Below are 25,709 nucleotides of genomic sequence, written 5' to 3'. Positions count from 1 at the left end.
TTTTGACTTACCTATGTTAGAATGGCTTTGCCTCGGTGTTACGTTTGCGGATTTCTTCATCGGTTTTTAGTACAAAATTTTCTTTTACATTTTGTTCGGCTGTGAGCTGGATTTGTTCGATGAAGGGTCGGAGGTTCCTTTCGTATTCCTCAAATCCGAACGCGTGGTTGCCACTATGTTTTTGCAAGGCATCTGCTATAGCGGCGGCGCCCAGCATAGATAAGGATGCGCCTTGTCCGGCAGCAGGTGACGCACAATAGGCCGCATCACCGATCAGTGCGACCCGGCCTTTCGTCCACGATGGCATTTTGATCTGGCAGAATTTATCAAAATAAAAGTTTCCTGAACGTTTTACTTCTTCCAGCAGTTCAGCTGTTCGCCAACCTTGCCCGGCGAATTGATCGAGTATGATTTGCTGCTGTTGGGTAATATTGCGGTAATCGTAAGGGATTTCTTTTTCAGAAACGAAGTTAAAAATAATGTCGGTCTTACCATTGTAAGCGTTAAGCATAACTGATTTATAAGGAACGCTATACATTTGCATCATCTTTTTGGGAATGAGTAATGTATTAACAATGCTAATGGAAAAATAGGCGCCCAGGAAATGCGAGTAATCAGCTTCGGGGCCGAACCAGAGCTTTCTGATACCGGAATGCGAACCATCGCAACCCAATACCAGACCGAAGGTACGTGGGGGGATACCTTGTTTGAATGTAACGGCCATCTCATTATTCTTTTCCTCGAGTGCGCTAACACTGTTGTTAAAAATAAACTCCACTTTATTTTTCAAGTCACCGAATAAAACCTCCACAAATTTATCACGTTCGATCTCAATATCATCGTCCCGGACTTCCTGCCCGTCGTTGATGATAATGGACCCCTCTGTCACATCATTCACATTCTTATATTCTATTTTGTCGACGCCCAAACGGTGTGATTTGAGCTGCTCGTACAGACCCATTCGTTTGGCAATATTTACAGTAGGTCCAACCAGGTCAACAGCTCCGCCCACAGTCCGTGGCGTTCCTGCAATTTCGACGACGGTCACTTGATAACCTATATGATTCAGCCACCAGGCGGTAGACAGGCCTGCGATACTTGCGCCGGAAACGAGTACTTTTTTATTTTCTCTGACTTTCATGCTGTTAGGATTTGAGCACAAAGATCAGAACCAGGACGTCAGGAGGATAGAACAATTGCGACAAAATCACCGTTGAAGATTTTCTTTCGCAATTTGACCTGTCTGGCAAAGGCCGCAACTGTCATACCACTATAACGTTTAAACTCCCGGTTCAGGTGGGACTGATCAGCATAAGCAAGTTCATTCGCCAAACTGGCGATATTTACATCGGGGGTAAGCCATAAACGGTCGCGCACCTGCTCAAAACGCATTAGACCCGATACGTTCTTCACCGTATGGCCTGATGAAGCCTTAAATTTCCGCTCTAATGTTCGTACAGTGGCATGCGCCGCTGCCGCTACTGAACTTACCGGTAAGGTGCCATTCGCTTCCAGCATCGCCTTACCTGCTTTTGTAAGCGTTGCGGAGGGCGTCAGTTCAGATCGTACATCCATAAACCATTTAAGTACCAGCGCAAATGCCTCATCGACTTTCCCGGCGTTGATCAAATCATTCAAACTAGTTTGCAGTAAGGCAATTGGATGTGCTAACCCGCGAACACCGCCACCGTCAACAGAAGACAGTTTAAGCAAATCGTAAATCGCCCAGGGAAAGCACCTAACTCCAATGATGCGTAAACGATCTTTTGCATAGAAATGAGTCGGCTGTCCCAACAAGCCGACAATAAATGGTGATGGCAACAACACGGAATTCCCTTCCTGCAGCATACTGCAGCCGCTTCCGAAATAGAAGATAATTTCAGCATGGCCATCTGGTAGTACCTCAAAAGCAGACGGCAGCGCGCCGAAATCTTTTTCAAGATACCAAAAGCCCTGTATCATATTCCTGAGTTCTTCAGGTGCGTCAAGTTCTTTATGCTGCATAGTTAAAGGTAAGACGATATAAATCGATTTATATTTTATCCTAAGAATATACTTAAAGAGCGACGCTGCAAATAACGATGGATAGTTATGCAGATATTTAGAAGGAATTTTATCTTCGTTGTCTCTAAATACTTTTGTAAGATATAGTGTATTAAGCCCCCCATCATTATAGTCAGCATTACCTTTTCATTATGTAGGCTCCGTCGAGCCTATGCTTAGCACCCGCTATGTACCTATAGTAACAGCGCAGTAGAGGTGGACTTGATGCGGGGATGACGTCCGGATGTATAACCGGGATGAAATTGAATCAGAAGAAGGATGGAGGTGAGAACAGGCCATAGGAGGGCTGCTTCAGTGCCAGGCTGTAGCTGTGGAAAGAAATATACGATTGAAAGGAAGTAGGCATAAAGGGTTTATTTATCAAAATATCTCCGGGGGCAAGATGGCTTTATTCCAGTTGAATGATGGATGGATATGCGTGAGTATAGGCAAGGTCGGGAAGCAATATTTTCCGCTTTGGATACCTACGCTTATGAGCAGATTTGGGTACTTGTGGTGCTGCCACCGCAATAATATCGGCGGCCATGTATTGTCTGCCGTTCGATGGGCGGTCTTTGTGCATTGCTCTTACCTGGAAAACCACTACCAGTGAACCCTCCCCGGGTACATCCAGCGAAACATTTGTTTCCTGGAAAGTGGTATCCGGATCTATCATTAGTGTAACCGTTTCGCTACCCGCTACCTGACGGGATACAAAATCAATACGCGTTGCGATCACTTTTACTTCCAGTGCAGCAATGCCTTTACACCCGGGGATGGTTTGTGCGGGAATATTTAATATTCCATTGCTGAAAAGTCGGGGAGCCACCGGAAAAAAACGATCTACTCCGGTATGCTGATTGAAGCGGAAGCCTGTGATGGCCTCGTGATGATCGCCGGCAGCAATGAGTACCCTGTTCAGTCGATTGATGTGGGCGCCGTCACAGGCGATATCCAGGTGGGGGTAGAAAGCATGCCGGATAAAAGCACCTTTCCTGCTGGCGATGCCAAAGCGCCGGGATGCGCGGCGGGTAGCAGCCGTTTGCTGCACGCTTTGAGGCATGGAGCGCAGGAAGTAGTTACCATTGCGCTTATACCCAATGAGAGGGCCGAGTTTTCCCGTAAAGGGAATAATAGACATTTGTTTTGCCATGGGAGATTATTTTGATTACTATAAATATAACGTAATTCGGGGAACCTGTTTTCGGGGCAGATTGAAGATTAGCTAAAGGAGTGTATGGAGCATTGTATAATATTAAAAGATAGTGCAGTAGGTATTTGAGAATGACAAATGCGAGTGTATGGGCATTTAGAGAATATTGAAAAAAGATCATCTCCAGGTTGAAAATTTGATCTGTAATATCGCACGCCCTTACCATACATGAAAAAGTAAGAAGCGATTAATATTTTATCCATTATTTAGATTAAATTACAAATACAAAATAACCAAAATCAAAATTGTTATCACCCCAATATTAAGCTTGTATGACAGTTAAAGAGCTGAAAGAGTATAAAGGGGATCGTACTGCCGATCTAAATCGCGACTTGTCGGAGTTTGAGAAAAATTTTATTCTAATTACAGGAGGTATACTTGCTTTCTCTATTACATTTATTAAGGATATTGTTAAACTTGATGAAGCAATTTTAATTGCAACACTTTTTATCGGTTGGGCTTTAACTGCGATAGCAATGGGGATCATGATGTTCACATGGCAATACTCTTCAAACGCTAGTCACAAACTATGGATAATAGCAGATGATTTTATTAATAGACATTCATTATTTGACGATAAAACACAACTGTCGGCTATTCAGATAGGTGAATTAAAAACGAAACTTAATAGCTATTATCTTCCAGTAAAAAGGAAACTTAGTGGGCTTAGGAACGGGGCTATAATTATTTTTCTTTTGGGGCTGCTATCACTTTCTATTTTTATCGGTTACAATCTAACGAAAGATAATAAAGCGAAGGTCCCCCCAAAAAGCAGTAAATACTATATCGTAATAGAAAAAGATTCGATAAAAGTTAATTTAGGAGATAGCATAATCCTGACAAATCATAAATAGTATGGCACTACCCAAAAAGAAAGCCGCTGCAAAGAAAGCTGCTCCCAAAAAGAAAGCCGCTGCAAAGAAAGCTGCTGCAAAGAAAGCTGCCCCCAAAAAGAAAGCTGCTGCAAAAAAAGCTGCCCCAAGAAAGAAAGCCGCTGCAAAGAAGGCGGCTCCAAGAAAGAAAGCTGCTGCAAAAAAAGCTGCCCCTAGAAAGAAAGCTGCTGCAAAGAAGGCTGCTCCCAAGAAAAAAGCCGCTGCAAAGAAAGCCGCCCCCAAAAAATCTTCGGGATCTGGAAGCCGGTTTCCTGATCCAGGAGGGTCAAAGTTTTGATCTTAACAAATTGATTTAATATTCTTATATCATTAGCGGTTATCAGAACAAAGCACATTCGCATCCCACCATCCTATTGCCCCACCGCCTTATTAAGCGCAACAATCGCTGCTTTGAAATGTTGTCTTGTAATCACGAACTGGAAATTGACTTTTCTCAACGCTATCCCAACGCTTAAAATATTAATCTCAGCCTGGGCCAGTGCGGCAGTAGCTTTGGCCAATAATCCCGGCTGATCCATGTTTGAGCCAAGCAGGCAAACCATTGCCACAGGTTCTACCGTCACATGTTCATATTTTGCTTTCAGGTCCTTTAGTAACTTCTGATTCAAATCACTTTCCCAGATGACGATGCTGATGCTGTTGGCACTGGTAGCCTTAAAGGTATAGCTGATACTATAACGGGCAAATACCTGCATGATATCGAGATCACTTCCCACGGCGCCTACCATTAGTGGGTCATAGATGTCGATGAGTAGTTGTTGGTCTGAACCGGTGATCACCTCCACGCGCTTATGTTCAGAAACATAATTTTTAGTGATCAGCGTACCTGGATGCTCGGGTTCAAAGGTATTTTTGATACGAAGATTGATAAGGGCTATCTCCAGCGGTTTGGCCGCTTTAGGATGAATAGCTTCCATGCCAACATCGGCCAGCTGGTCGGCAATGTCATAGTTGGTATACCCAACTGGTTGTACGTTTTCTATGCCTACCAATGCCGGGTCGGCGGTTGACAGATGGTATTCTTTGTGGATGATAGCTTCTTCCGGCCGGAGCAGTTGCGCTATTCGGCTGAAGGTTACCTCAGAATAGCCGCGGTCAAATTCTCTCATGATCCCTTCAGTTCCCTTTACATACCCTGTTGCAATACAGAGGCAGGTTTTAAGATCGATGGTCGCAAATTCTTCCCTGATGCGTTCATCAATAGTGAAGGAACGTCCATCACCCAGGCCGCTTAGGTCTGCCAGCGCTACGTTAAGGGCTTTGTTCTGCAGGATGTTGGCCAGCACAAAGGCGGAGTGGCTTTCACCTACGGAGGCGAGAATCTCCCGGACAGCCAGCAGAATGCCCTCATTGAGGTATCCGGAGGCCAGCATGGTGTTGGCGCTATCGAGATAGGTCAACACCCGGTTAATAATGCCATCAGTTACTTCGTCGGCATGCACTATATTCAGCCCAAGTGGCCCGTAATGGGCATTCAGCTGTTTAAGGTGAAGTCTGACAGCTTCAAGTGCTTTATGGTAATCATTTCCTGTTGCGAATTGATGATAGGCCCCGGGCGCTTTTGTCTTTTTATTTTCCAGCAGCAGGTTGGTGACGCCGGAAAAAGCAGAAACAATAAAGACACGATTATATAGCCCATCGCCGGTACGGCCGTAATAAATGATATTGTCGATTACATCTTTCAGGGCGGTCATTGACGTGCCCCCGATTTTTTCCACAGTTAACATACTGCGAAACTATATAATTTATTAATGAAATGAAAGCGGGGAGCCGCCAAAATAATTTTAACGCAGAAGGCATCTTAGAACTTACCATTCGTATTCTTTCTGTCTTCTACCGGTGGGATGGTTTCAAATACGTCCCAGTGTTCTACTATCTTGTTCTCTTCCACCCTATATAGATCATAGACCGCAGTATGCCTTCCCTGCCAATATGCTTCGCTTAATGCCAGTACAAAGTTTCCTTCTCCCAACACGAGATGTAACTGTTTATATTCCAGGGGTTGTCCATTGGCTTTCCATTCCTGCATGGCTGTCACATAAGCAGCTACACCATCGCCCAGGTGCGGATGATGCTGTATGAGCAGGTCATTATTGAAATAGGTATGTATTTCTTTCCAGTTTTGTGGTATCAGGATATCTTCTGTGAACCTTGTTATGATTTCTTTATTGGCGGCCGTTTTATGATGATCTGTTGCCTTTGTTTTACCATCTGTCATGGTACGGCCCGAGAGATTTCTTTCTTTGGGTGTGGGTTGGAGATTATCCCAATGTTCAACACTAATACCTTCTTCAAAGCGGTGTATGTCGAATGCGACGGTAGGTCCGAACAGGTGATAGTCTACGTGTACGAAGCCATAGTCTCCATCCTGAAATGCACGTACTACATTGGTATATATTTTTTCATGTGGCATCAGCGCGTGTAAATCCAGGATGGCCTGTCTGCCGGTGGCTACATTCGGATTGTGCTGTTTGTACCTGGTAGGGTGTAGCAGGCCCGTTTCCAGCAATGTGTTTGTTTCTATGCTATTCTGGATGGCTGCTGCTTTTTCGCTGTTTGATAAATTGTTCATTATAGTCGTTTTATATTTACGGAAGCAAAATTCCTGATAAGCCGGGACGCAAACAATACCAGTGAAAATTATCAGATAGGGGAAAATTATCGCTATGGCGAATTAATAGCGTAAGGCGTATTTTTGCAATAATAAGTATCAACAAGATGTATCAGAAGAAAACAACAAATGACCTGATTGCCTGTGGTATGGGCATTACGATGGAGGTGATCGGCGGAAAGTGGAAACCCTGCCTGATACTTTCTATTAACAGGGGACTTAAAAGGCCGAGTGAACTGCACAAAGCACATCCTCATGCATCCCCACGGGTGCTTAGCCAGCAACTATCGGAGCTGGAAGACTATGGGATCGTTAAAAAGTATGTATATCCGGAATTACCTCCCAAAGTTGAATATACGTTGACCGCTTATGGAGAGAGCCTGCTGCCTATATTATTTGCCATGGAAGCATGGGGAGAGAATTTTGAAAATGTATTTCAGCCTATGCACTTAAGCAGGCAGCACAAGCTCAATAAAGTGCTGTGAGCGCAAGGCTGGTATCTTTCACAGAGGCCGCCTTTTATTTTTTTTAATACATTTTCATACAATTTGCTGAGATCTGAACACTTTTACGCTGGCGTTCCGATGGACCTTTGAGTTCATCAAAATATTTTAAATGAAAATTGTACTTACCGGCTCTCTCGGGAATATCAGTAAACCGCTCACTGAAATGCTGGTGAAGGAAGGACACCAGGTCACCCTCATCAGTACCGATCCCAATAAGCAGGCCCAGATACAGGCAATGGGTGCTCAACCCGCTATTGGCAGCATTCAGGACCTGCCTTTCCTCGTTAAAACCTTTACAGGCGCAGATGTTGTTTATTGTATGAATCCACTGGATTTCACCGCACGGAATCTGGACGCATGGGCTGAGAATATGGATAATTATATTCAGGCTATCAGGGAAACCGGGATAAAGCGTGTAATCGTGCTCACGGGCTGGGTAGCGCACCTGCTGAAAGCTATCCAACCAGAGAAAAAGTTTGAGATACTTGAGGACGTGTCTATTACCTTTGTGCGACCAGGACCTTTTTACAGTAATTTCTATCACCTGAAGGATATGATCCGCCAGCAGGGCATGATTACATCCAATTATGGGGGAGAAGATATGGTGGCTTTTGTGGCTCCGGAGGACATTGCGGCTGCCATCGCGGAAAATATCAATGCTCCGGCAGTTGCCGGATTGAATGTGATGTATGTGGCCAGCGAGGAACTTACCTGCACGCAGGCTGCACAAATCATAGGAGAGGCCATTGGTATACAAGACCTCCAATGGATAGTACTTCCCGGAGAACAGGTGAAACAAGGGCTCGAAGCTGGCGGCGTATCGCCTGAGGTGGCGGAACTATTGGTGGAAATGCAGGAAAATATGCATAATGGGAAAGCGCAGAATGATTACTACCTTAACATACCAGTACCAGGAAAAAGAAAACTACGGGATTTTGCCAGGGAGTATGCTGCCTGGTACCATCAAAACTAAATATTATGGCCGGAAACCTGCCCCTGAAAATAAAAAGCATCCATGAGCTATCGCAACTGAGAGGCTTGCCTGATACAAAGCACCCGCTGATGAGTGTACTCAATATCGGGGAGTTAAAAAAGCAGTCTAAGAATATTGATATAGTGGTGGCTGCTGATTTTTATTTTATAGGTATGAGCAAGGCCATTCAGGCTTGTTTGACAATGAAGTATGGGCAGCAGGAGTATGATTTTGATAAAGGTGTGATGAACTTCATAGCACCGGGGCGGGTATTTAGTTTTAATGCTGATCAGGTGGAGGAATTGAGTCAGTCCGGATGGTTGCTATTGCTCCATCCGGACTATCTCTGGAACCATCCCCTTGCATTGAAGATAAGGCAATACGAATTCTTTGATTATGCGGTAAATGAAGCCCTGTTCCTGTCTGCTCAGGAGGAGCAGACTATCAGCGGGTTGTTTAAGAACATAGAACAGGAGTATAGTACCAATATAGATAAATTCAGCCAGGGGATTATTATTCCACTCATCGAATCGCTACTGGGATATGCAGAACGCTTCTACCAGCGGCAGTTCATTACCCGTAAAATCACCCACCATGGTATCGTGAGCGAGCTGGAAGCATTGCTGGAAAAAGCTTTTACCCAGGAAACACTGGAAGATAAGGGGATACCTACGGTGAAAGATATCTCCAGTCAGCTTAATATTTCACCTAATTATCTGAGCGGTCTGCTCAAAACGCTTACAGGTAATAGCACCCAACAGCATATACAGGAGAAGATCATAGAGAAGGCGAAGGAAAGACTGAGTATGACAGATTTGTCCGTAAATGAAATAGCTTTTGAACTGGGGTTTGAATATCCACAGTCTTTCTCGAAACTGTTCAAGACAAAGACGAATATTTCACCACTGGAGTTTAGAAAGTCCAGCAGGTTTTAATCAAGAAGATGTAGGCGTGGTTATTCGTCAGCTATCGTTGCCATTCTTTATTAAACTTTTCTACCTCGGCTGCTGAAGGAGCGGCAACTGCCATCACCTGTCCATTCCCAGTCTTTGATATATAAAACTTTAATGGGTTGAATTGTTTTGAGCTTTCCAGAATGGCTTCATAATATACGTCACCATTTTTTACGCTTCGGTCCAGTTTAAAGAAGGACGCGTATGGCGCCAAACCAAGCCTGTACACGTTACCGGTGTCCACCGATATCGTACTTGCTGCAGTTACAAGAGCATAGGAATTGTTGGTAATAGCAGTATCAGGTTCAGGTAAATTGGATGCAGTCACAGCACTGTTTTTTTGACAGGCAACAATAGGCGGGAAAATCAGGTAGCAAACAAAATTTATATTCATAAATGAATTTACAAATTTTATTTATACTTAGCTACTCATTTGCAACCCGATATTCCAGAAATATTTCTTTGTAAAGTTTATTAAGTTAAATGAATAATTAAATATAGCTATGCCACCACTTTTTCTCCCTTTGTTTAAGGCGCATAAACCAACGGCAGGGGATATAGAGTATAGCCACTACCATTATCCAGACAAGATAAACTACAGGAAGATTGAATCCCCACCCGGAAGGCGGTTCGCCCCGGAAAGGATAATAAAGCATGGTTTCAATAGAGAAACCAGCCAGAAATGTAATCAGTAGCTGAGTAGTATGCATTAAATAGATGTGCAGTACGTAAAAGAACATCGGAACTTTTCCATACACACTTAATATATCCGTCAGCCAATTTTGTTTATACTCAAGAAGCGCCAGGGCAATAATGGCTACTCCCAATGTCATCAGGATATATAATAACGATGGGGGATATTTTAGGAGGTAGAAATATCAAACCGGATAATAGGATCATGCTCCAGCCAATGGCCCAGATGACTTGTAAAAATATCAGGTGAAATCCCGGATCAAACTGCCAGCCAAAGTTAAGAATGGTCAGCTCCATAAAGATGAGCCATATACCTCTTTTAAGCAGAATTAAAGAAGCCTCCTTGTGGCTCTTTTTTGACAGCGATAAAAATGCACTGGTCCCTGACAGGAATAGAAAAGTTGGCGCACAAAAATGGGTAATCCAACGCGTCATAAAGAGCAGGACAGATGTTTTATCCAGGTCTAAAGGATCGTACTTAATTAAACTAAAGTAGTCACGGGCATGATCAAGCACCATAATGATCATTACGATTCCCCGAAGCGTATCTATGGAATTAATTCTTTGGTCAGTTTTGGTTGAAATTGCTTCCATTTTTTTATTATAATATTCTTGTATAGAATTATCGCATGACGAGACCAGGAACGGCTTGTTTCATAAATTATAACAACGTGAATACATTTTCAATGATCTGATGAGCGTACCTGCTGGAAACATGTTGTATAAAATCAGGGAAATCGATAGAGGAGTTTTCATTACACTCATCTGAAATGATCCGGATAACCGCAAAGGGTACGTCATACTCATAACAAACCTGGGCTACAGCCGCACCTTCCATTTCTACACAAAGGGTTTCCGGAAGAGCACTATACAGTTGTTCCTTATCTTGCTGACTGGCGAAAAACTGATCGCCACTGGCTATCACCCCGGTATATAAGCGCGGGTTATCCAGCACAAAACGCGCTATTTCAACGGGCGCAATAAATGATCCGATACCTTTTTTTAACATACCCTCTACCGCTTGTTGTGCAATAGCCAGGTGCTGCTGATCTGTTTCAAAGTAGCTCATTCCCAACAGCGGAATTTCATATTGTGGCATTAAAGGACGTGCATCCATATCGTGCTGAATCAATCGATCGGCTACTACAATATCTCCAATTTTTAACTTCGCATCGATGGCTCCTGAAACACCAATGAACAGGAGATCCGTGATGTTAAATTTAGTAATCAGACTGGTGACAGTGGTTGCTGCCGCGACCTTTCCCCACCTGGAGAAAACCAAAACAGTTTTTATTCCATTAATAGTTCCCGCATAGTATGTTCTTCTGCCAAAGGAAAACTCTTCTATACCAGACATCAGTTCCAATACGCTGTTGATTTCTTCATGCATGGCCCCCATAATGCCAATTACCTTTTCATTCATAAGAGTAAGCTTGTTTTGTATAACCAGTTGGTAGGGATGTTTAAGATATAAGTAGGCGACAAAAATAGACCAAAAGGGCGAAGTTCAAAATTTATTTAATTAGTCGCGACCACCTGCTGCAATGATCCGTTGAATCGCACATTTTGTACATCGGATATTTTACGTATGGCCATAAATAATTTAATCCCTGTTCTGGTGGGAAGCAGGGATTAAGTTATGTTACAGTAAAGATCAGGCTAATTTCTTACTTACTAAAAGTAGCATACACAATACGGCGGCAACTGCATTGATGATACTAAACCAATCCCCCCATCTGCTGTAAAGGGTCATATGGTGTTGCGCATCAATGGTTCCTGTTAACAGGGCGGGAGTACCATTGTCACCATTGGCTTCAAACAGCACTTTACCGCGATAATCGTTAATGGTCAGTCTCCCTTGCCGGGCATTTCTGATCATACCAAACCCGCCTTCCACACTCCTCATGATGGCCATACGGCTATGCATCCAGCCATCGACGACAAAGTCCCAGGCCGGAACATATAAAAGATTGCTTTGCGACTTTCCATAGCCCAGTATGTACTGTTGGAAATCCATATCCTTGCAGATAGCAACGCCTTCTGTAGCGCCGTTCCGATGGAATAACGCCATTTCCTTTCCGGGCCTGACGGTGTCCAGCACTTCCCCCTCAAATAAATGGACCTTCTGATAATCGGCTATAAGCTTTCCCTCATCAGAGATGACCCAGGCCCTGTTTTCATAATAATCCGCTTTCTTATTTGCTACGGAGGCAATGATGAATACCTGGTGAGCGATGGCCGTGTCTTTGAACATCTGCAGGATCACGGGGCGACCGGTATCCTGCACGGTAAACATTTTTTCAGGGAATACCACTACTTGGGCCCCTTGTTTTGCCAATACGGCCACTTCTTGCAGGTATAGATTGGCCAGGTGTAAATTCCTGTCTTCCCCGGCCGCATACTTCCTGTGATATGCCTGCTCATCAATGGTGGCCATGCCCACGCGGACTGATTTTTTAGCGGAAGGAGTGTCATTAAGCCGCAGGACACCGAAGGCCATTGTTGCAACAAGCATACCCATCGTCACAAATGATAGTGTTCTGATGGGAAGCTTATTTTTATACCTGAACAGGATGAGTGCAATGGCTGCCGGAACAAACGTGGCCAGGAAGGTAATGCCTTGTATCCCTGTGAGGGAAGCTACCTGCACAACGGGCAGGAAATCGTTTTGAGTATAAGCGATGCTGCCAACCGTGCCATCCCGGGAGTAAAGGAACAGCAGGTATTCAAAAGTGGTAAATAATACCGGGAACGCAAATACTGTGGACCAATGCTTGTAGGTGAGCATAATTTTACGGGCAGCTATCACCAGCAATGCAAATATCAATGGCAATATCAACGTAAAGATCAATACCAGGGGTAATGGCAGCACGCTTAATAAATAGGGGACCCAACTGAGCCTGCCTATTAAATAGCCGGCAAAAGCCATGGCAAACGCCCACTTTCCGGAAAGCCGTAAAGAAAAATAGAGTATGGGAACAGGCGCCAACCATAAGGTATACCAGGTATGTGCGGTAAGGCTAAAGGATAAATACCAGCAAACGCCTGCAAAAAGTACTCCTGCGGCCAGCAGGATTTTGGATACGGGCTGTGAATCCGACATGTTATAAGTTTGGTATAAATGTCAAAGCTATAAAGGTTTTTCGGGGCAGAATTGTATATTTTAGACAGGCTGATGTTTTATAAGAATAGCTGCTATCTTATTATCCTCTTTTTTAAACTGGGTGGGGGTGGTACCGGTAAACTGCCGGAAATCCCTTATGAAATGCGCCTGGTCAAAATAATTACACTCATAGCAGATATCTGTCAAAACATCCGTGGTCCGCATAATTCTGACTGCCTTATTGAAACGTAGGAGTTTGTGGTAATACTTTGGCGTGTAGCCGGTGTTTTTCAGAAAAACTCTTTCCAACTTCTTATAGTACCAACCTGTTTGCTGACAGATGGTGGCAATAGATATATCTTCCTGACTGTTCCGCAGTGCATCGATGGTGAAGTTGACCAGCAATCTGTCGTCAGGCGTACTTTTTAATGCTTTTTTCAGTAATACATCCAGCGCGCGCACCATCTTCTCATCACCAGGCTGTTCCTGCAAAAGCACCTCCCAGTTTTTTAGCTGTGCACCTAAAATCAGTTCAGCAGGAATGATGGCGTTCAATAACCCAGACACCGGCATTGGGGTAAATGCCGACAGGCCGCCTGGTTTAAATCGTACCCCCAGCATGCGGGTTTTACCGCTGCTTTTGGCATAAAATATCCTGTCGCGTTGTCCCATCAGCATAGGACCATTTATACGGGTCCCTTTGGGATTGTCTGCTGATATCAGCCAATCCAGCGGCGCGCCGAAATTAAATATCAATTCCACACGGCCACCAGGTATTAAGCGATCGGGAGTATCCATAAACCTGCCAGGCGCATCTAATCGCCAATAGCATTCAATGAAGTCTGCTAAGGGAGCGGATGGATAATATTGCTGATAGCTGAACATGGCATGAATTGGTTTAGTCTAATGACGGAAATTCCCCGGCAAGACTTTTACGGTCGTCCGGTGTGGGCTGCTGTATCGGATGGGCTTCTACCTGAACTTCTTCTGTTATCCACTCTGCTGTTGGGTCCTGGCTGATGACTGTTGCTGCGGCCACCAGCTTTTCAAAATCGATACGGGCCGACCCATCTTCCTCGTCTCTCAACACTTCCCGCGTAACAGGAACAGTTACATACGTGTCTTCGTATATGATCCGTCTCATCCTCAAAGCAATCGAATAGGTTTTATTTTCTGCAGTCATATAAAGTTGGAACTAATTACCAGACAAATTAATGAATTGTTCGCTTTGGTGGCGCTTTTTTTAATACATAATTTGTAAAGCACAAAAAGAAGCAGCCAACTGTTTTCAGTTGGCTGCCAGTCAAAGTTTATTTATTATAAAATGATTTAAATCGGGATGCGCTTTATCAGCGCAATGATTTGAACGCGGCACGGAGTTCTTCGGAGAAGAGTTGCGGCTGTTCCCATTGTGCGAAATGGCCACCGTTGTTAGCTTCGTTGAAGTAAATCAGGTGATGGTAGCTACGTTCGGTCCAGCTGCGGGGTGCCTGGTAGATCTCACCGGGAAATACGGTTACCGCTACAGGGATGGAAATTTCGGCAGTCCTTTGTTCCACAGCATTGAAATTGTTGTTATTGTTTTCCCAGTAAAGCTGTGCAGAAGACGCTGCGGTATTGGTAAACCAATAGAGAGAAATATCATCCAGCATTTCATCTTTGGTAAGTACTTTTTCCGCATTCCCGCCGCTATAAGTCCAGTCGTTAAACTTGTCCAAGAAAAAAGAAGCAAGACCAGAAGGGGAGTCCGATAGCCCATAACCCAGTGTTTGCGGACGGGTTACCATGAGCGCCGCATAACCACCGCCTTTGGTATATAAATTATTCAGTGAATTGAATGCTGCCTGTTCCTTAGCAGATAATCCGGCCGGTGCAGGATCTCCGTTTTTAAGTGCTTTTGCTACGTCTGCAGGTACTGTTGCCGGCATGTTCACATGGATGCCTATGAGGCCTGCATAATGCTGACGTGCCATGGCATCTGCCACTACTGAACCCCAGTCGCCACCCTGTGCCACATAATGGGTGTAACCGAGACGGGTCATCAGTTGATCCCATGCGTTACCGATGCGTTCCGGGCCCCAGCCGGTATCTTTGGGCTTCTCAGAAAAGCCATAGCCAGGCATGGAAGGGATGACTACATCAAAGGCATCTTCTGCACGACCACCATAAGCTTCGGGGTTGGTCAACGGACCAATGATCTTTATAAGTTCGAATACAGAACCAGGCCAGCCATGGGTGATAATGATCGGCAGGGCTTTGGGATTTTTGGATTTGACATGAATAAAATGAATGTCAAGTCCGTCAATTTTAGTAACGAATTGTGGCAGTGCATTCAGCTTTGCTTCTGCTTTTCGCCAGTCGTAATTTTTATCCCAATACTTTACGAGACCCTGTATCTGTGCTAATTTCACGCCCTGAGAGCGATCCGCAACCGTTTCCATGTCTGGCCATCTTGTTGCTGATAACCGGTGATGAAGATCCGTGATCGCCGCTTCCGGAATGCTGATATGGAAAGGACGAATTTGTTCAGCACTATTGGTATTAACCTGGGCGAAACCTGGTACGGTGGCCAGCATAAGTGCGCTTGTAATAATCCGGCTGATAAGGGTGTGTTTGTTCGTTTTCATCATGTTAGGTTTAAATTTTTTTTCTTTTTGTTGAGATGTTGATCATGCGGCAATCCTGTGGTTTTTTTTCAAAGGATGCACTTGCAATGAATAGCATGGACAGCAGTGATACCAAACCGATCATTAGTTTGTGCGGCCCGTGTGTATTGTGTTTGTCCATGGTGTTTTTTCTTATTTGCTTCTCAAAAGTATTTCAACCGCAACAGGCCAGGAAGCGCAAGTCAGCCAGCCGGACATAATCGTAGGGGAGTTAGACATATTCATTGGTGAAGCGGACAGGCTAAGGATGCATTTAACAGCCTGGATTAAAATTGTGGGGGCATAAAACGAGCAACCCCGCCATTATAGCGGGGTTGCTCGTTTTATCATTTCATTTCCGGCAATTACCGGATCAGTGTTACCGTACCTTTGTGTGTGGTTGTTCCACAACCGGTTGTGACATTTATGAAGTAGATATATGTTCCGGCAGGTTGGTCTGTGCCCTTGAATTTTCCATCCCAGCAGGCGTTGGGATCTGTACTCCTGAATAACTGTTGTCCCCAGCGGTTGAATACAGCAATGTCCGAACTGATAATATTTCTCCAGAATCGAATACCAAAGCAATCATTCCTGCCATCTCCGTTAGGTGAAAAAGCATTGGGTATATCGTTGGCAACGGGAGGGACTACCGTTATCGTATAAACGCTGCTACAGCCGTCCAGGTTGCCGGTGACGGTGTAAGTGGTCGTTTGCGGCGGATTGGCAATGGGAGTGGCAATATGCGGATCACTAAGCCAGGTGGCCGGTGACCAGCTATAGGTGGTTGCACCGGTGGCTACCAGGTTAACGCCCGTCCGGCAGCCGGCAGCAACAGATTGACTGACAGATAATACCGGTCCGGGTTTGACGGTGAGATTTAGTGTGGTGATGCTGTCGCATCCGCCAGGTAGGGTGGTGGCGTAAGTGGCCACCGCCTGACCACCTGAGCGGATGGTTAAGCCGTTCCATAAATAGGGTAATTCATTTTCACAGATGGTAATATTTTGAGTGCCCCTGGGTATGGGATTTACGGTGAGGTTGAGGGTAACGGTACTGTCGCAACCTTTGGACGACGAAGTGGTATAAGTAGCCACCCCATTGCCGCCGGTAGTAACCGTCTGCCCGTTCCAGGCATAGGGTAGCTGGTTCTGGCAAATGGTGATATTCGTCACCGCAGTGATGGTAGTATTAACAACAAGCTGCAACGTGATCGTACTGTCGCATCCGGCAGAAGATGCAGTGGTGTAGGTGGCTGAGCCGGCAGCATTGAGTATTTGCCCATGCCAGGTATAAGGAAGTTCTCCTGAACAGATACGGACGTTTTCTGTAATGGCCCATACCGGATGTACCGTCAGGTTGAGGGTAACAGTGCTGTCGCAGCCTTTGGCGGAGGTGGTGGTGTAGGTAGCCACGCCGTTACCGCCGGTTGTTACTGTTTTTCCGTTCCATACATAAGGTATTTGATTTTGGCAGATGGTGATATTGTCTGTTGCAGTTACGATGGGGTTGACGGTAAGGTTGAGGATGACTGTACTATCACAACCTTCGGAGGAAGTAGTGTGGAAGGTAGCCACATTGTTACCTCCAACAGTAATGGTTTTTCCGTTCCATACATATGGCATTTGATTCTGGCAGATGCTGATATCAACAGTAGCGCTTTTCGCTACATTTACCGTCAGATTGAGCGTAACAATGCTATCGCATCCTTTGGAGGAAGTAGTGGCGTAGGTAGCCACCGTATTGCCACCGGCGGTGATAGTTTGACCATTCCAGGTATATGGCAGCTGGGGTTGGCAGATGCGGATGTTGTCAGTAGTCCGAATGGTACCGCCGGATGATTGGGCCTCGAAGCAGCCGATGTCAACGATGCTATTGTAAATACGGGGTTGGCCACCGAGGTCTGTTGTAATAATACCTGGCACCAGTGAATTATCCCCGGCATCAATGGCCGCGCTTCCGCAGGGCTGCAGGTGGTAGTCGCCATCCGTGGTGGGTGCTGCCGATGCGGGCTGTGGTGCAATGAACAGTGGATCGGCATTGCTGTTGCCTGCACCTGGCGGCACAGTGGCCCCCTGGATAATACTATGTGCAATCGTGGCATTGCTGAAGTTCAGCAGGTTGGGATCGGAAGCAGCTTCGTTGCCCCAGATAATGCAGTTGTTGAAAGTAAAATTTTGGTTTTGCCCATAGAAGCCTGCATTCACACCGCCCGCCTTATTACCGGCGATGGTGACACTGGAAAACACCGTAGTGCCGTTGCTGTTCATCCATCCGCCGCCATCGCCGTTTGCCCGGTTACCAGTCACCAGTCCGCCGGTAAAAGTCACGTTGCCGGCGTTACGCCCTGCTGCGCCGGTTCCGGAAGCAGTATTGCCTCTTATAATAACGTTGGTCAGCTCCATGATACCGGAACCACTCTCGAAACCACCGCCATTGGCTGCACTATTTAACTCGATGCTGCTGCTACTGATGACCAGTCTGCCGTTGGTGCCATTGTCGAATCCTCCACCGTTCATCAGTGCCGTATTCCCGGACACCTGGCAATTGTTAAGCGAAACATTATCCGTGAATTTGGAAAAACCACCACCATTCTTCTTTGCATGATTCAGACTAATCACTGTGTTTGTCAGTGTAGTGGAGCCGGAATACTGATAAAAACCTCCACCATTTTCAGTGGCATTATTCGCTCTGATGGCACTGTTCTGAAATATGACGTTACCACCTGAATTGGCCAGCCCGCCGGCGCTCCCGGAAGTTTCATTGCCCTGAATGGTCACGTTGTTCATCGTCACATTGGTATTGCGGGAAATGTAAACACCGCCGGCACCATTCCCGGAGGTATTGATGTTGATACCGGTGGAGGTGAAGGTGGGATTACCATCTTCAATATATACGCCTCCCGCATAGGCCCGGGCGGTATTGCTGCTGATATAACAATTCACTATAGCAGGACTGCTACGTTTAATGTATAATCCGCCTGCGTAGGAACCGAATATGAGGTCACCGTTGACGAATGTATTAATCGTCCTGGTGGCGTTGCCATTGGTAATATGAAAACCATCCAGCACCGCATTGCCCACAGCACCTACGCTGAGCACCGTATGATAGCAATTGTCTGTTGCATCACCAGGTACGCCAATGTCAGCGGTCAGAACGCTGGGCGTTGCATTGATGATTCGTTGGGAGGGATCCGTTTCTGTGCCCAGGAAACCACCGTATAGCTGTACATTGTTCACCAGGGAAAAGGCATTATCGCGCGGGTCGATGCCTGGGCATCCGGTGGCGGGGTCATACAACGGTTTATAGGTGCCCTGGCCAACCCATATCTGCTGAACGGCCGCATTGGTCTTTGCCACCGCCAAAGCGTCCGCCAGTTCTTTAACGGCAGTGCCCCAGCTGCTACCATCTCCACTGGCAGCTGCGAGGCCGTTTACGTACAATATACCTGCGGGTGAAGGCGTGATGCCGGCAGGCGTGCATTGCGCAGCTGCGGGCAGGGAAAAGAATAAGGTGGCTAACAGAAGGGTTCCCCCTGGCAGGAGGAAAGTTAATAATGGACGAATATCTACAGACAATTTGATCATTATGTTGTTGGCATGCTACCTGCATGGCTTACGGAAAAAGCAAGCTACTGCACAGATGTTGGGTTTGGGTTATGTTGATATTTTTTCTGAAATCAATGAAACCATAGCCCATGGGGGCTGTAGTGCGGTATGGGAGACAGGACGAAGGACTGTATTAGTCGCTTCGGGGCTAAAGATAATAAATTATGACAGAAGCTTTCTATTGCTATCGGGATGGCTGGCAACAGGCCTGGCAGGGGGACATGCTTTCAGTATTTTAGGTAACCGGAAACCATTGACTACAGCCGGTTTAAACTTTTAAAACGAGTCATTTTGAACAATTACTTTTCCTGCGTGTTCATTTTGAGAATTTATCAACCATATCGTATGCTGAGAATACTTCCTTTGATCATCGTCCTCACGGGGATCAGCCAATTTGCCTGGGCGCAGGATGCCAATTACTGGTCTAACAACTACGGACCTGCCGGATTTTTTACCCCGGGTGCAGTGCTGGCCAACAACCGTGACAGTGGGGTGCTTTTTTACAACCCTGCCTTGCAGGCCTGGACGCAGAAGAAGGCGGTATCTATTTCCGGAACTGTTTACCAGGTAGAGTCTATCAAAATCAAGAATGGGGCGGGCACGGGGAGAGATTTAAAATCACGTATTACATCCAGTGTTCCGCAGATGCTTTCCGGGATGGTGGCATTAGGCAAAAAGAAGCCCGTGTATATTGCCTATGCGCTCATGCATACGGCCGTATTTAATTACAATGTATCCCAGCAACAGGACACCAAACTAAATATACGGGATAGTGCGAATGCTCCCGGCCTGGAGTATTATATCGGGCAGTATAATTTTCAGAATATAACGAGAGAAACATCGGCATTGATCAGCACCGGTTTTGCACTTACCAAACGATGGGCGATAGGATTTATGGCCGAAGGGCAATCGCGTTCCCAGCATTACAGTGAAACCTTCAGTTCGCGGGCATTGATTGGCAACAGTACCACCAGCACAATGCCGCTGGCCAGCAATGAAGGAGCCTACCAGGTAGACTATCATCATATCGGACTGAGATTGAAATTGGGGCTCAGCTATGAAATGGAAAAGCATCATGTTGGATTACTGTTTTCTTCACCGCTCATTCACCTTGGAGGAAAGGGCACTTTGCTGAGTAATAATGCTATTGCCAATATCCATTTCATCCCGCAGGAGGTAGTGAATTTACTGGCGAGTACACGGCAGACAAAACTAAAATCCGATTATAAAGTGCCGGCAAGTATTGCGCTGGGCTATGCATATGACTACAATAGGGGACAGGTGTATGTTGCCGCAGAATATTTCCTGAAAGTAAAAGAATACAATATCCTGACCCCACGTGCAGAAGGTTTTATAAGGCCGGACACAGGAGGCTCTCATTCTTCTACAGCGGCATTGCTGGAAATGCGGGAAGCGAGGAAAGCTATTTTTAATATAGGCGTTGGTGTTAGTTATCAGCTTAAGCCGCAGTTGGTAGGGTATTGTTCGCTACGCACTGACTTTAACTATGCGACCCGGGAAACCACTGATGGGTTTTCACCCAATACCGCTATATGGGACAATTATTATTGTCAGTTAGGGCTGAATATAAAGAGAAGCAAATACAATCTCCGCACCGGCATTTTATTGGGATACGGTCATACGGGCAGCTACCAGCAGCCGATTAATTTTGATGATCCCAAAGAATCCAATTTACTGACCGGTACCATCGGTACAGTACCAGCGACCCGCGTGACGGCTGCGTTAATGATCGCTTTTATTCATAATCTGTAAGCAGATAAAATAAGTCAGCGCTATATGGAGAAGCATACACTTCTCCATATAGCGCTGACTTGTTAAAGTGGTTTATTCCTTGATTACTTTCAGGGTTCTCACCTGACCATTATGTACCAGTTTTATCACGTAGATACCTGCCGGCAGTGAAGCTGCTGATATCATTTCCGTATAGGCGCCGGCGTTAAGTTGTCCGTTTACCGGTATCAATCGTTGTTTGCCTGTCATGTCATACACTGCGAGTATCGTGTAACCATTTGAAGGCAGACTGAATTTTACCGTAAAATGTGCCCCTGCAGGATTAGGATATACTGAGAACGTAGGTGCTTTTGATAATTTGGAGGCAGTCAGGCTGGTTGTTGTTTTAATTTTCACTTCCGCATAGCTGTTCCACAGGTTTAAGTTGTTGCCATGTCCGAGAATGCGTATATACTTCGCCGTTTTACCGGTAAAAGTGAAGCTCTCAAAATTGTCGGAGGTGCCGCTGCTCTGCAAGCCGGTCGCGGCGTTGGTCCAGGTGTTACCATCTGTGCTAATCAGTACGTCGAATAGAGAACGGCGGGTATCCCCTTTGAAAAACGCAATATCCACGCCTGTAACAGTAGCGGTGCTACCCAAACAGAATTGTATCCACTCTGCGTTGCCGCTTGCTGACCAGCGGGTATTCAGATCATTGTCGAGGGTATTGGCGGCTACGTTTCCATCATCGCTGCTGGCAGTAGCAGGTGTGCAAGCCGGGCCTGCTGTTGAATCTGCGATCACTGCGAGTTGTGGAGGATTCGCTGCTGCCTCTTTTGAATTGAGGAGTATACGTGGATCGTGTGCCTGCTGACTTTTCAGTACCAGCGTTATCTTTTTTCGTCCTGCCAGCAGTTCACTTTGCACATAGCTGGTTACATCCCAGGTATAATACCTGGCGGTATCATTGGTCAGTACGGTAGATGCTAAAGCGGTACCGCCGGTTGCCGGTTTATTATTCCAGGTAATGGTTTTTTCGGACCAGGTAATATTACTGGCCGGATATGCCGCCACTGGTACGCTGGTAGCAACCGTGCCATCTACACGACCAAATACTTTCAGCACCACGGATGATACGGAGCTCGCCGCATTTGTGAGGTCGAAAGTAAAGTAAGATTCACGGGCATTATTCAATTGTCCGCTTGGCGATACTTTCGTAATCAGCAAGGTGGAATCTGTTGTACCAAATGTGATGGCTGCATTGGTTCCATCTCTCACATATGCATCCTGTACCGGTGGCAGTGTGGTGGCAGCAGGAGCGGCTTTAAATATAGCCGTATACGTAGTATCGTTATCGGTAATCCGGATGTTCTGCACCCTTGCACCTCCATGTACCCAGTGATCAAAAATATAAGTAACCCCGTTAAGCGTTTGCGGAGAAGGGGCATCCATGGGTCTTACCATACCGGACAAAGTAGCCGAAGAATATGGTGTGGTAAAAGGAATATCATTGAGGCGGATCTGCAGGCCGGCAGGTTGTGTATTCAACGTTATATTGGAGGTCACCGGGAACATTTCTACATAGGTGGTATCCAATTCACCTCTGCTATCTTTCACGGAAAGAAGAATGCGATACCAGATATCTGTTTCCGTATGTCCTTCTGCAGAAATCACAAAAGTGCCTGTTTTAACACTGTCGGGTACTTGCGGACCGGGATGGATATGATTGGCATGATGAAAATCAATCCACCAATGAAATGCGCTGGCAGCAAGTGTTCCATCTTCGGCATCCGTACCGGTACCTGTAAATCTAACGGTATCGCCTGCACGGAATGTGGCACCGTTTACAGGAGCCGTAATAGTGGCAACGGGTAGTGTGTTGGGTTTGGCAATGGTCAATTTTGCATTGCTGCTGGTAACGCTGCCTGCGGTGTTGGTCACTACTACGCTATAAAGACCGGAATCTGCCGGTTGTACGTTGGAAATGGAATAACTGGCCGCTGTGGCACCACTGATATTCACCGCATTTTTTCTCCACTGGTAAGTGGGAGCGGGATTGGCAGTAGCTACTACACTAAACGTAGCGGTTTGGCCTTGCGGGATGCTAAGTGATTGCGGCTGCGTAACGATGGCAGGGGCTTGTGTGCCGGTGTAAATAAGTTTGTACAGGGCACTATTATCCCGGCTCAGGAAATAGAGGTTTCCATCATTACCTTGTTTAAGATAAACAAGTCCGCCGCCTAAACCCGTTGCAAAGGCTGTCCGTGTGGGTGATGCCGGGTTGATGTAGTTGATCCATCCTCCGCAGTAGTCCAGGAAAAAATACTTGCCATTATAAGTAGCCGGATAGTTGCTGATAGCGCCATTGAAAAAAGTGCCTCCATTGATCGCGCAACCTTGTCCATCCGGAGGAGCCGTATTCCTGTTGGTGCTATATTTATAAATAGGATCGGTTAAGCCGGTACAGCCGGATGAGCAGGTGCCTTCTTTGTCGGGCCATCCGAAGTTACGGCCACTAACAGCAGCATCGTTGATTTCTTCCCAGGTAGATTCCCCCACGTCATTGATAAGGATTTTGCCGGTTACCGGATCGATGGAATTGGTAAACGGGTTTCGTAAACCATATGCCCAAACGCGGCTGCGGGCAGCTCCGCCACTGAAGGGGTTTCCGGAAGGTACAGAACCATCAGAATTGATGCGTAGCAGTTTCCCCATGTAGCTGTCGAGATTTTTAGCATTATCGCCTACTTTATTATCTCCTACAGAAACATATAATTTACCATCATTTCCAAAAGATAATCCGCCTCCGTTATGGTAGATCGCACTTAAGGTAGGAAGGTCCAGCAATGTGGTTTCTGAGCCGGCAATGTCTCCTGTCATTGTAAATCGGCTCACGCGGTTATGTGGACCGGAAGTATTGGTATAATATAAGTAGATATAGTGATTGGTAGCAAAGCCCGGATCTACCGCAATGCCTATCAGGCCGCGTTCTCCGCTGCTATTAACGGAAAGGGTAATAGCCGGAGTGGATAGCAGGCTACCGTTTTTGATGACGCGTAGCTGCCCTGTTTCCTGGCATACAAGGATGCGACCATCAGGAAGAAAGGCCATGGCGCTGGGACTGCTGATACCATTAGCCACTTGCACCCGTTGAAAGTTGGCAGGTAGTGATTGAGCTCCGGCCGACAGCCATAAAAGTGGTAAGAATAAGTAGAGTAGTAAACTTGTAATTGCGTATTTTTTTTTCATAATAGGTTTTCTTAAGAGAGAAATGTTTGAGGGTTGGATACCAGACATAGGTTGCCCGTTTATGCATAATCCAGTAGTTATACATAGCAATGCTGTTACACACTGATGCGGACCGCCTTTTTAACGGATGTAATAAAAGATAGGGGGACTCATAAAGCAGTTTTTAAGGATGAACAATAGGGTTATTATATGTACAAAATATAGAAACGAAGTAGGTTACAACACTGGCTCGATGGTCTTTCAGAATAATACTACCCGCTACAAATATTTCTGCCGGGAATTACGTGGGATTTTAGCTGTGTACTGAAGTTATGCAATCGTTTGCAATAATTAGCATATTATTTTCACATTTCCCGATAGTATATTTCAGGTTATGTGGGTATGTGGAGAGAATAGGGAAGAGATAGATCTATGCTAAGAAGGCCTATTGGCCTTCATTACTGTTCAATGGCTCTTTTCAGCATGACCAGTGTGGTATTCCAATAGAAATTAAGGTGATGGTAGATGACATCTGTCGGAAAGTTAGTTAAAGATAATTCCAGCGAAGTATGTTGCTCCATGGGAATTATGGTGAACCGGATAATGGTGTAGTTTTCGTTTTTGTCGGGCAGTCGGGATAAGGAGCTCAGGAAATTATAACTAAGGATCTGGTCAGGTAAATATTCCAGTACAACGCCTTTGTTTTCAAACCTGGCGTGATGGAAACCTTTTATGATAATGGGAGCTCCAACTTGCCAACTGGTAGTAATATCCAGATCCAATGCTGCGTCTCCCATCCATTTGGCCATTAACGTTGTATCCGTAAGTGATTTCCATATTTCGGCGGCCGGTGCTTTGATGTCTATTTTTTTGTCGATGATCTTTTCCATGGGAGAAGGTAGTGATAAAGTATGGCGACAAATTAAGCAATGGGAATGGCAATGTAGCAGACTTCTTGATGAGCTGAATAAAATGTGGGATTAGTGGTGGCTTCATGTAGGAATATCTCTGATGAATAGAACAGCTATTATCAGTCCGGCGTCAGTAAAAATATTCAGGTATCACTGTGCCGCCAGGGTGATTATCATCACTTTGGCGGCACAATTGCTTTCTGAGACAGGCGGAAAGCCTTCTCTCCTAATAAAAAAATTGCTCTAATACAATCTGACCATCTTTTACTTCATATAACATGATCTGTTCAATTTGTATTCTGCCAAAACCGTCTACCGTAATATCCACGGTACGCCCTACTGAAAAATGGTTACCGCCTACCACAGGTAGGGTAGTACTTGCTGCATGAACGTCTGTTATCTTCGCTACAAAGTCCTTTCCCTTTTTCCGAACGGCTTCTTTGCCTTCGGCATATCCCATATAGGGGGAATTTTCAGGGTCTATACTTCTTACGTCATCTGCAAAGAACTCGTCCTGGATTTCAAACCACTTTTCCTGCTGGGCAAGTTCGTTAAATCTTGTGGCCACTTCCTGGGTGGTCAATGCTGTTGCGATCATAAA

Annotated in this window: 22 protein-coding genes; 5 read left to right on the top strand and 17 right to left on the bottom strand. The window is 45.6% G+C overall.

Annotated elements, in window-relative coordinates:
* Positions 1-16: 16 nt before the first annotated feature.
* The 3 genes from AC1DP6_RS18935 to AC1DP6_RS18925 form a co-directional block, all read right to left on the bottom strand.
* Entirely contained in the window at positions 17-1,141 is a 1,125-nt protein-coding gene (locus AC1DP6_RS18935) for an FAD-dependent monooxygenase (RefSeq protein WP_477056226.1), read from the bottom strand.
* Positions 1,142-1,179: 38 nt separating this feature from the next.
* Complete coding sequence (locus AC1DP6_RS18930; RefSeq protein WP_477056225.1) at positions 1,180-2,004, bottom strand: helix-turn-helix domain-containing protein; 825 nt, start codon at positions 2,002-2,004, stop codon at positions 1,180-1,182.
* Positions 2,005-2,452: 448 nt separating this feature from the next.
* On the bottom strand, positions 2,453-3,196 hold the full coding sequence (locus AC1DP6_RS18925; protein ID WP_477056224.1) for a hypothetical protein: 744 nt from the start codon (positions 3,194-3,196) through the stop codon (positions 2,453-2,455).
* Positions 3,197-3,528: 332 nt separating this feature from the next.
* On the opposite strand from AC1DP6_RS18925, the gene AC1DP6_RS18920 reads away from it, so the two are divergent.
* Positions 3,529-4,110, top strand: coding sequence for a hypothetical protein (locus tag AC1DP6_RS18920; protein WP_477056223.1), 582 nt, complete (start codon positions 3,529-3,531; stop codon positions 4,108-4,110).
* Here the strand turns inward: AC1DP6_RS18920 and AC1DP6_RS18915 are convergent.
* The 3 genes from AC1DP6_RS18915 to AC1DP6_RS18905 all read right to left on the bottom strand — a co-directional run bounded on the left by AC1DP6_RS18915 (position 4,075) and on the right by AC1DP6_RS18905 (position 6,721).
* Positions 4,075-4,371: a hypothetical protein gene (locus tag AC1DP6_RS18915; protein WP_477056222.1), complete on the bottom strand. Its 297-nt coding sequence runs from the start codon at positions 4,369-4,371 to the stop codon at positions 4,075-4,077. The two genes, AC1DP6_RS18920 and AC1DP6_RS18915, sit on opposite strands and share 36 nt — an antisense overlap.
* A 128-nt stretch (positions 4,372-4,499) precedes the next feature.
* Entirely contained in the window at positions 4,500-5,876 is a 1,377-nt protein-coding gene (locus AC1DP6_RS18910; protein WP_477056221.1) for an aspartate kinase, read from the bottom strand.
* Positions 5,877-5,950: 74 nt separating this feature from the next.
* Positions 5,951-6,721 carry a nuclear transport factor 2 family protein gene (locus AC1DP6_RS18905; RefSeq protein ID WP_477056220.1) on the bottom strand — a complete coding sequence of 257 codons (771 nt, stop codon included), beginning with the start codon at positions 6,719-6,721 and terminating at the stop codon, positions 5,951-5,953.
* 146 nt (positions 6,722-6,867) lie between these two features.
* On the opposite strand from AC1DP6_RS18905, the gene AC1DP6_RS18900 reads away from it, so the two are divergent.
* The 3 genes from AC1DP6_RS18900 (at position 6,868) to AC1DP6_RS18890 (ending at position 9,174) form a co-directional block, all read left to right on the top strand.
* Positions 6,868-7,245 (top strand): winged helix-turn-helix transcriptional regulator, encoded by a 378-nt coding sequence (locus AC1DP6_RS18900; protein WP_477025721.1) that lies wholly within the window; start codon positions 6,868-6,870, stop codon positions 7,243-7,245.
* Between the two features lie 130 nt (positions 7,246-7,375).
* On the top strand, positions 7,376-8,239 hold the full coding sequence (locus tag AC1DP6_RS18895) for an NmrA family NAD(P)-binding protein (RefSeq protein ID WP_477056219.1): 864 nt from the start codon (positions 7,376-7,378) through the stop codon (positions 8,237-8,239).
* A 5-nt stretch (positions 8,240-8,244) separates the two neighbouring features.
* Positions 8,245-9,174, top strand: a complete 930-nt coding sequence (locus AC1DP6_RS18890) for a helix-turn-helix domain-containing protein (RefSeq protein WP_477056218.1) — start codon at positions 8,245-8,247, stop codon at positions 9,172-9,174.
* Positions 9,175-9,205: 31 nt separating this feature from the next.
* On the opposite strand, the gene AC1DP6_RS18885 is transcribed toward AC1DP6_RS18890, so the two are convergent.
* From AC1DP6_RS18885 to AC1DP6_RS18850, 8 genes are all read right to left on the bottom strand, one after another.
* On the bottom strand, positions 9,206-9,586 hold the full coding sequence (locus AC1DP6_RS18885) for a hypothetical protein (RefSeq protein WP_477056217.1): 381 nt from the start codon (positions 9,584-9,586) through the stop codon (positions 9,206-9,208).
* A gap of 398 nt (positions 9,587-9,984) precedes the next feature.
* Positions 9,985-10,479, bottom strand: a complete 495-nt coding sequence (locus AC1DP6_RS18880; RefSeq protein WP_477056216.1) for an acetyltransferase domain-containing protein — start codon at positions 10,477-10,479, stop codon at positions 9,985-9,987.
* A 67-nt stretch (positions 10,480-10,546) separates the two neighbouring features.
* Positions 10,547-11,308 (bottom strand): 5'-methylthioadenosine/adenosylhomocysteine nucleosidase, encoded by a 762-nt coding sequence (locus tag AC1DP6_RS18875; protein ID WP_477056215.1) that lies wholly within the window; start codon positions 11,306-11,308, stop codon positions 10,547-10,549.
* A gap of 231 nt (positions 11,309-11,539) precedes the next feature.
* Complete coding sequence (locus tag AC1DP6_RS18870) at positions 11,540-12,988, bottom strand: nitrilase-related carbon-nitrogen hydrolase (protein ID WP_477056214.1); 1,449 nt, start codon at positions 12,986-12,988, stop codon at positions 11,540-11,542.
* A gap of 60 nt (positions 12,989-13,048) precedes the next feature.
* Positions 13,049-13,873, bottom strand: coding sequence for a DUF6597 domain-containing transcriptional factor (locus tag AC1DP6_RS18865; RefSeq protein WP_477056213.1), 825 nt, complete (start codon positions 13,871-13,873; stop codon positions 13,049-13,051).
* Between the two features lie 13 nt (positions 13,874-13,886).
* Positions 13,887-14,132, bottom strand: a complete 246-nt coding sequence (locus AC1DP6_RS18860) for a hypothetical protein (protein ID WP_477056212.1) — start codon at positions 14,130-14,132, stop codon at positions 13,887-13,889.
* Positions 14,133-14,337: 205 nt separating this feature from the next.
* Positions 14,338-15,618, bottom strand: a complete 1,281-nt coding sequence (locus AC1DP6_RS18855) for an epoxide hydrolase family protein (RefSeq protein WP_477056211.1) — start codon at positions 15,616-15,618, stop codon at positions 14,338-14,340.
* A 380-nt stretch (positions 15,619-15,998) separates the two neighbouring features.
* Positions 15,999-19,217: a T9SS type B sorting domain-containing protein gene (locus AC1DP6_RS18850; RefSeq protein ID WP_477056210.1), complete on the bottom strand. Its 3,219-nt coding sequence runs from the start codon at positions 19,215-19,217 to the stop codon at positions 15,999-16,001.
* Between the two features lie 366 nt (positions 19,218-19,583).
* Here AC1DP6_RS18850 and AC1DP6_RS18845 point away from each other — a divergent pair, with 366 nt between their 5' ends.
* Complete coding sequence (locus AC1DP6_RS18845; RefSeq protein ID WP_477056209.1) at positions 19,584-21,011, top strand: hypothetical protein; 1,428 nt, start codon at positions 19,584-19,586, stop codon at positions 21,009-21,011.
* 72 nt (positions 21,012-21,083) lie between these two features.
* Here the strand turns inward: AC1DP6_RS18845 and AC1DP6_RS18840 are convergent, their stop codons facing one another.
* The 3 genes from AC1DP6_RS18840 to AC1DP6_RS18830 all read right to left on the bottom strand — a co-directional run bounded on the left by AC1DP6_RS18840 (position 21,084) and on the right by AC1DP6_RS18830 (position 25,706).
* Positions 21,084-24,218: a PQQ-dependent sugar dehydrogenase gene (locus AC1DP6_RS18840; RefSeq protein ID WP_477056208.1), complete on the bottom strand. Its 3,135-nt coding sequence runs from the start codon at positions 24,216-24,218 to the stop codon at positions 21,084-21,086.
* Positions 24,219-24,655: 437 nt separating this feature from the next.
* Positions 24,656-25,087, bottom strand: coding sequence for an SRPBCC family protein (locus AC1DP6_RS18835; RefSeq protein WP_477056207.1), 432 nt, complete (start codon positions 25,085-25,087; stop codon positions 24,656-24,658).
* A gap of 247 nt (positions 25,088-25,334) precedes the next feature.
* Positions 25,335-25,706 (bottom strand): SnoaL-like domain-containing protein, encoded by a 372-nt coding sequence (locus tag AC1DP6_RS18830; RefSeq protein ID WP_477056206.1) that lies wholly within the window; start codon positions 25,704-25,706, stop codon positions 25,335-25,337.
* Between the last annotated feature and the right edge of the window lie 3 nt (positions 25,707-25,709).

This window comes from Chitinophaga sp. 01L420 (assembly GCF_056399985.1).
This window is presented reverse-complemented; position numbering and strand designations above follow the sequence as displayed.

Coding starts and splice junctions, on each gene's coding strand:
- AC1DP6_RS18935 (WP_477056226.1), bottom strand. CDS start 1,141: ATGAAAGTCAGAGAAAATAAAAAAGTACTCGTTTCCGGCGCAAGTATC.
- AC1DP6_RS18930 (WP_477056225.1), bottom strand. CDS start 2,004: ATGCAGCATAAAGAACTTGACGCACCTGAAGAACTCAGGAATATGATA.
- AC1DP6_RS18925 (WP_477056224.1), bottom strand. CDS start 3,196: ATGGCAAAACAAATGTCTATTATTCCCTTTACGGGAAAACTCGGCCCT.
- AC1DP6_RS18920 (WP_477056223.1), top strand. CDS start 3,529: ATGACAGTTAAAGAGCTGAAAGAGTATAAAGGGGATCGTACTGCCGAT.
- AC1DP6_RS18910 (WP_477056221.1), bottom strand. CDS start 5,876: ATGTTAACTGTGGAAAAAATCGGGGGCACGTCAATGACCGCCCTGAAA.
- AC1DP6_RS18905 (WP_477056220.1), bottom strand. CDS start 6,721: ATGAACAATTTATCAAACAGCGAAAAAGCAGCAGCCATCCAGAATAGC.
- AC1DP6_RS18900 (WP_477025721.1), top strand. CDS start 6,868: ATGTATCAGAAGAAAACAACAAATGACCTGATTGCCTGTGGTATGGGC.
- AC1DP6_RS18895 (WP_477056219.1), top strand. CDS start 7,376: ATGAAAATTGTACTTACCGGCTCTCTCGGGAATATCAGTAAACCGCTC.
- AC1DP6_RS18890 (WP_477056218.1), top strand. CDS start 8,245: ATGGCCGGAAACCTGCCCCTGAAAATAAAAAGCATCCATGAGCTATCG.
- AC1DP6_RS18885 (WP_477056217.1), bottom strand. CDS start 9,586: ATGAATATAAATTTTGTTTGCTACCTGATTTTCCCGCCTATTGTTGCC.
- AC1DP6_RS18880 (WP_477056216.1), bottom strand. CDS start 10,479: ATGGAAGCAATTTCAACCAAAACTGACCAAAGAATTAATTCCATAGAT.
- AC1DP6_RS18875 (WP_477056215.1), bottom strand. CDS start 11,308: ATGAATGAAAAGGTAATTGGCATTATGGGGGCCATGCATGAAGAAATC.
- AC1DP6_RS18870 (WP_477056214.1), bottom strand. CDS start 12,988: ATGTCGGATTCACAGCCCGTATCCAAAATCCTGCTGGCCGCAGGAGTA.
- AC1DP6_RS18865 (WP_477056213.1), bottom strand. CDS start 13,873: ATGTTCAGCTATCAGCAATATTATCCATCCGCTCCCTTAGCAGACTTC.
- AC1DP6_RS18860 (WP_477056212.1), bottom strand. CDS start 14,132: ATGAGACGGATCATATACGAAGACACGTATGTAACTGTTCCTGTTACG.
- AC1DP6_RS18855 (WP_477056211.1), bottom strand. CDS start 15,618: ATGATGAAAACGAACAAACACACCCTTATCAGCCGGATTATTACAAGC.
- AC1DP6_RS18850 (WP_477056210.1), bottom strand. CDS start 19,217: ATGATCAAATTGTCTGTAGATATTCGTCCATTATTAACTTTCCTCCTG.
- AC1DP6_RS18845 (WP_477056209.1), top strand. CDS start 19,584: ATGCTGAGAATACTTCCTTTGATCATCGTCCTCACGGGGATCAGCCAA.
- AC1DP6_RS18840 (WP_477056208.1), bottom strand. CDS start 24,218: ATGAAAAAAAAATACGCAATTACAAGTTTACTACTCTACTTATTCTTA.
- AC1DP6_RS18835 (WP_477056207.1), bottom strand. CDS start 25,087: ATGGAAAAGATCATCGACAAAAAAATAGACATCAAAGCACCGGCCGCC.
- AC1DP6_RS18830 (WP_477056206.1), bottom strand. CDS start 25,706: ATGATCGCAACAGCATTGACCACCCAGGAAGTGGCCACAAGATTTAAC.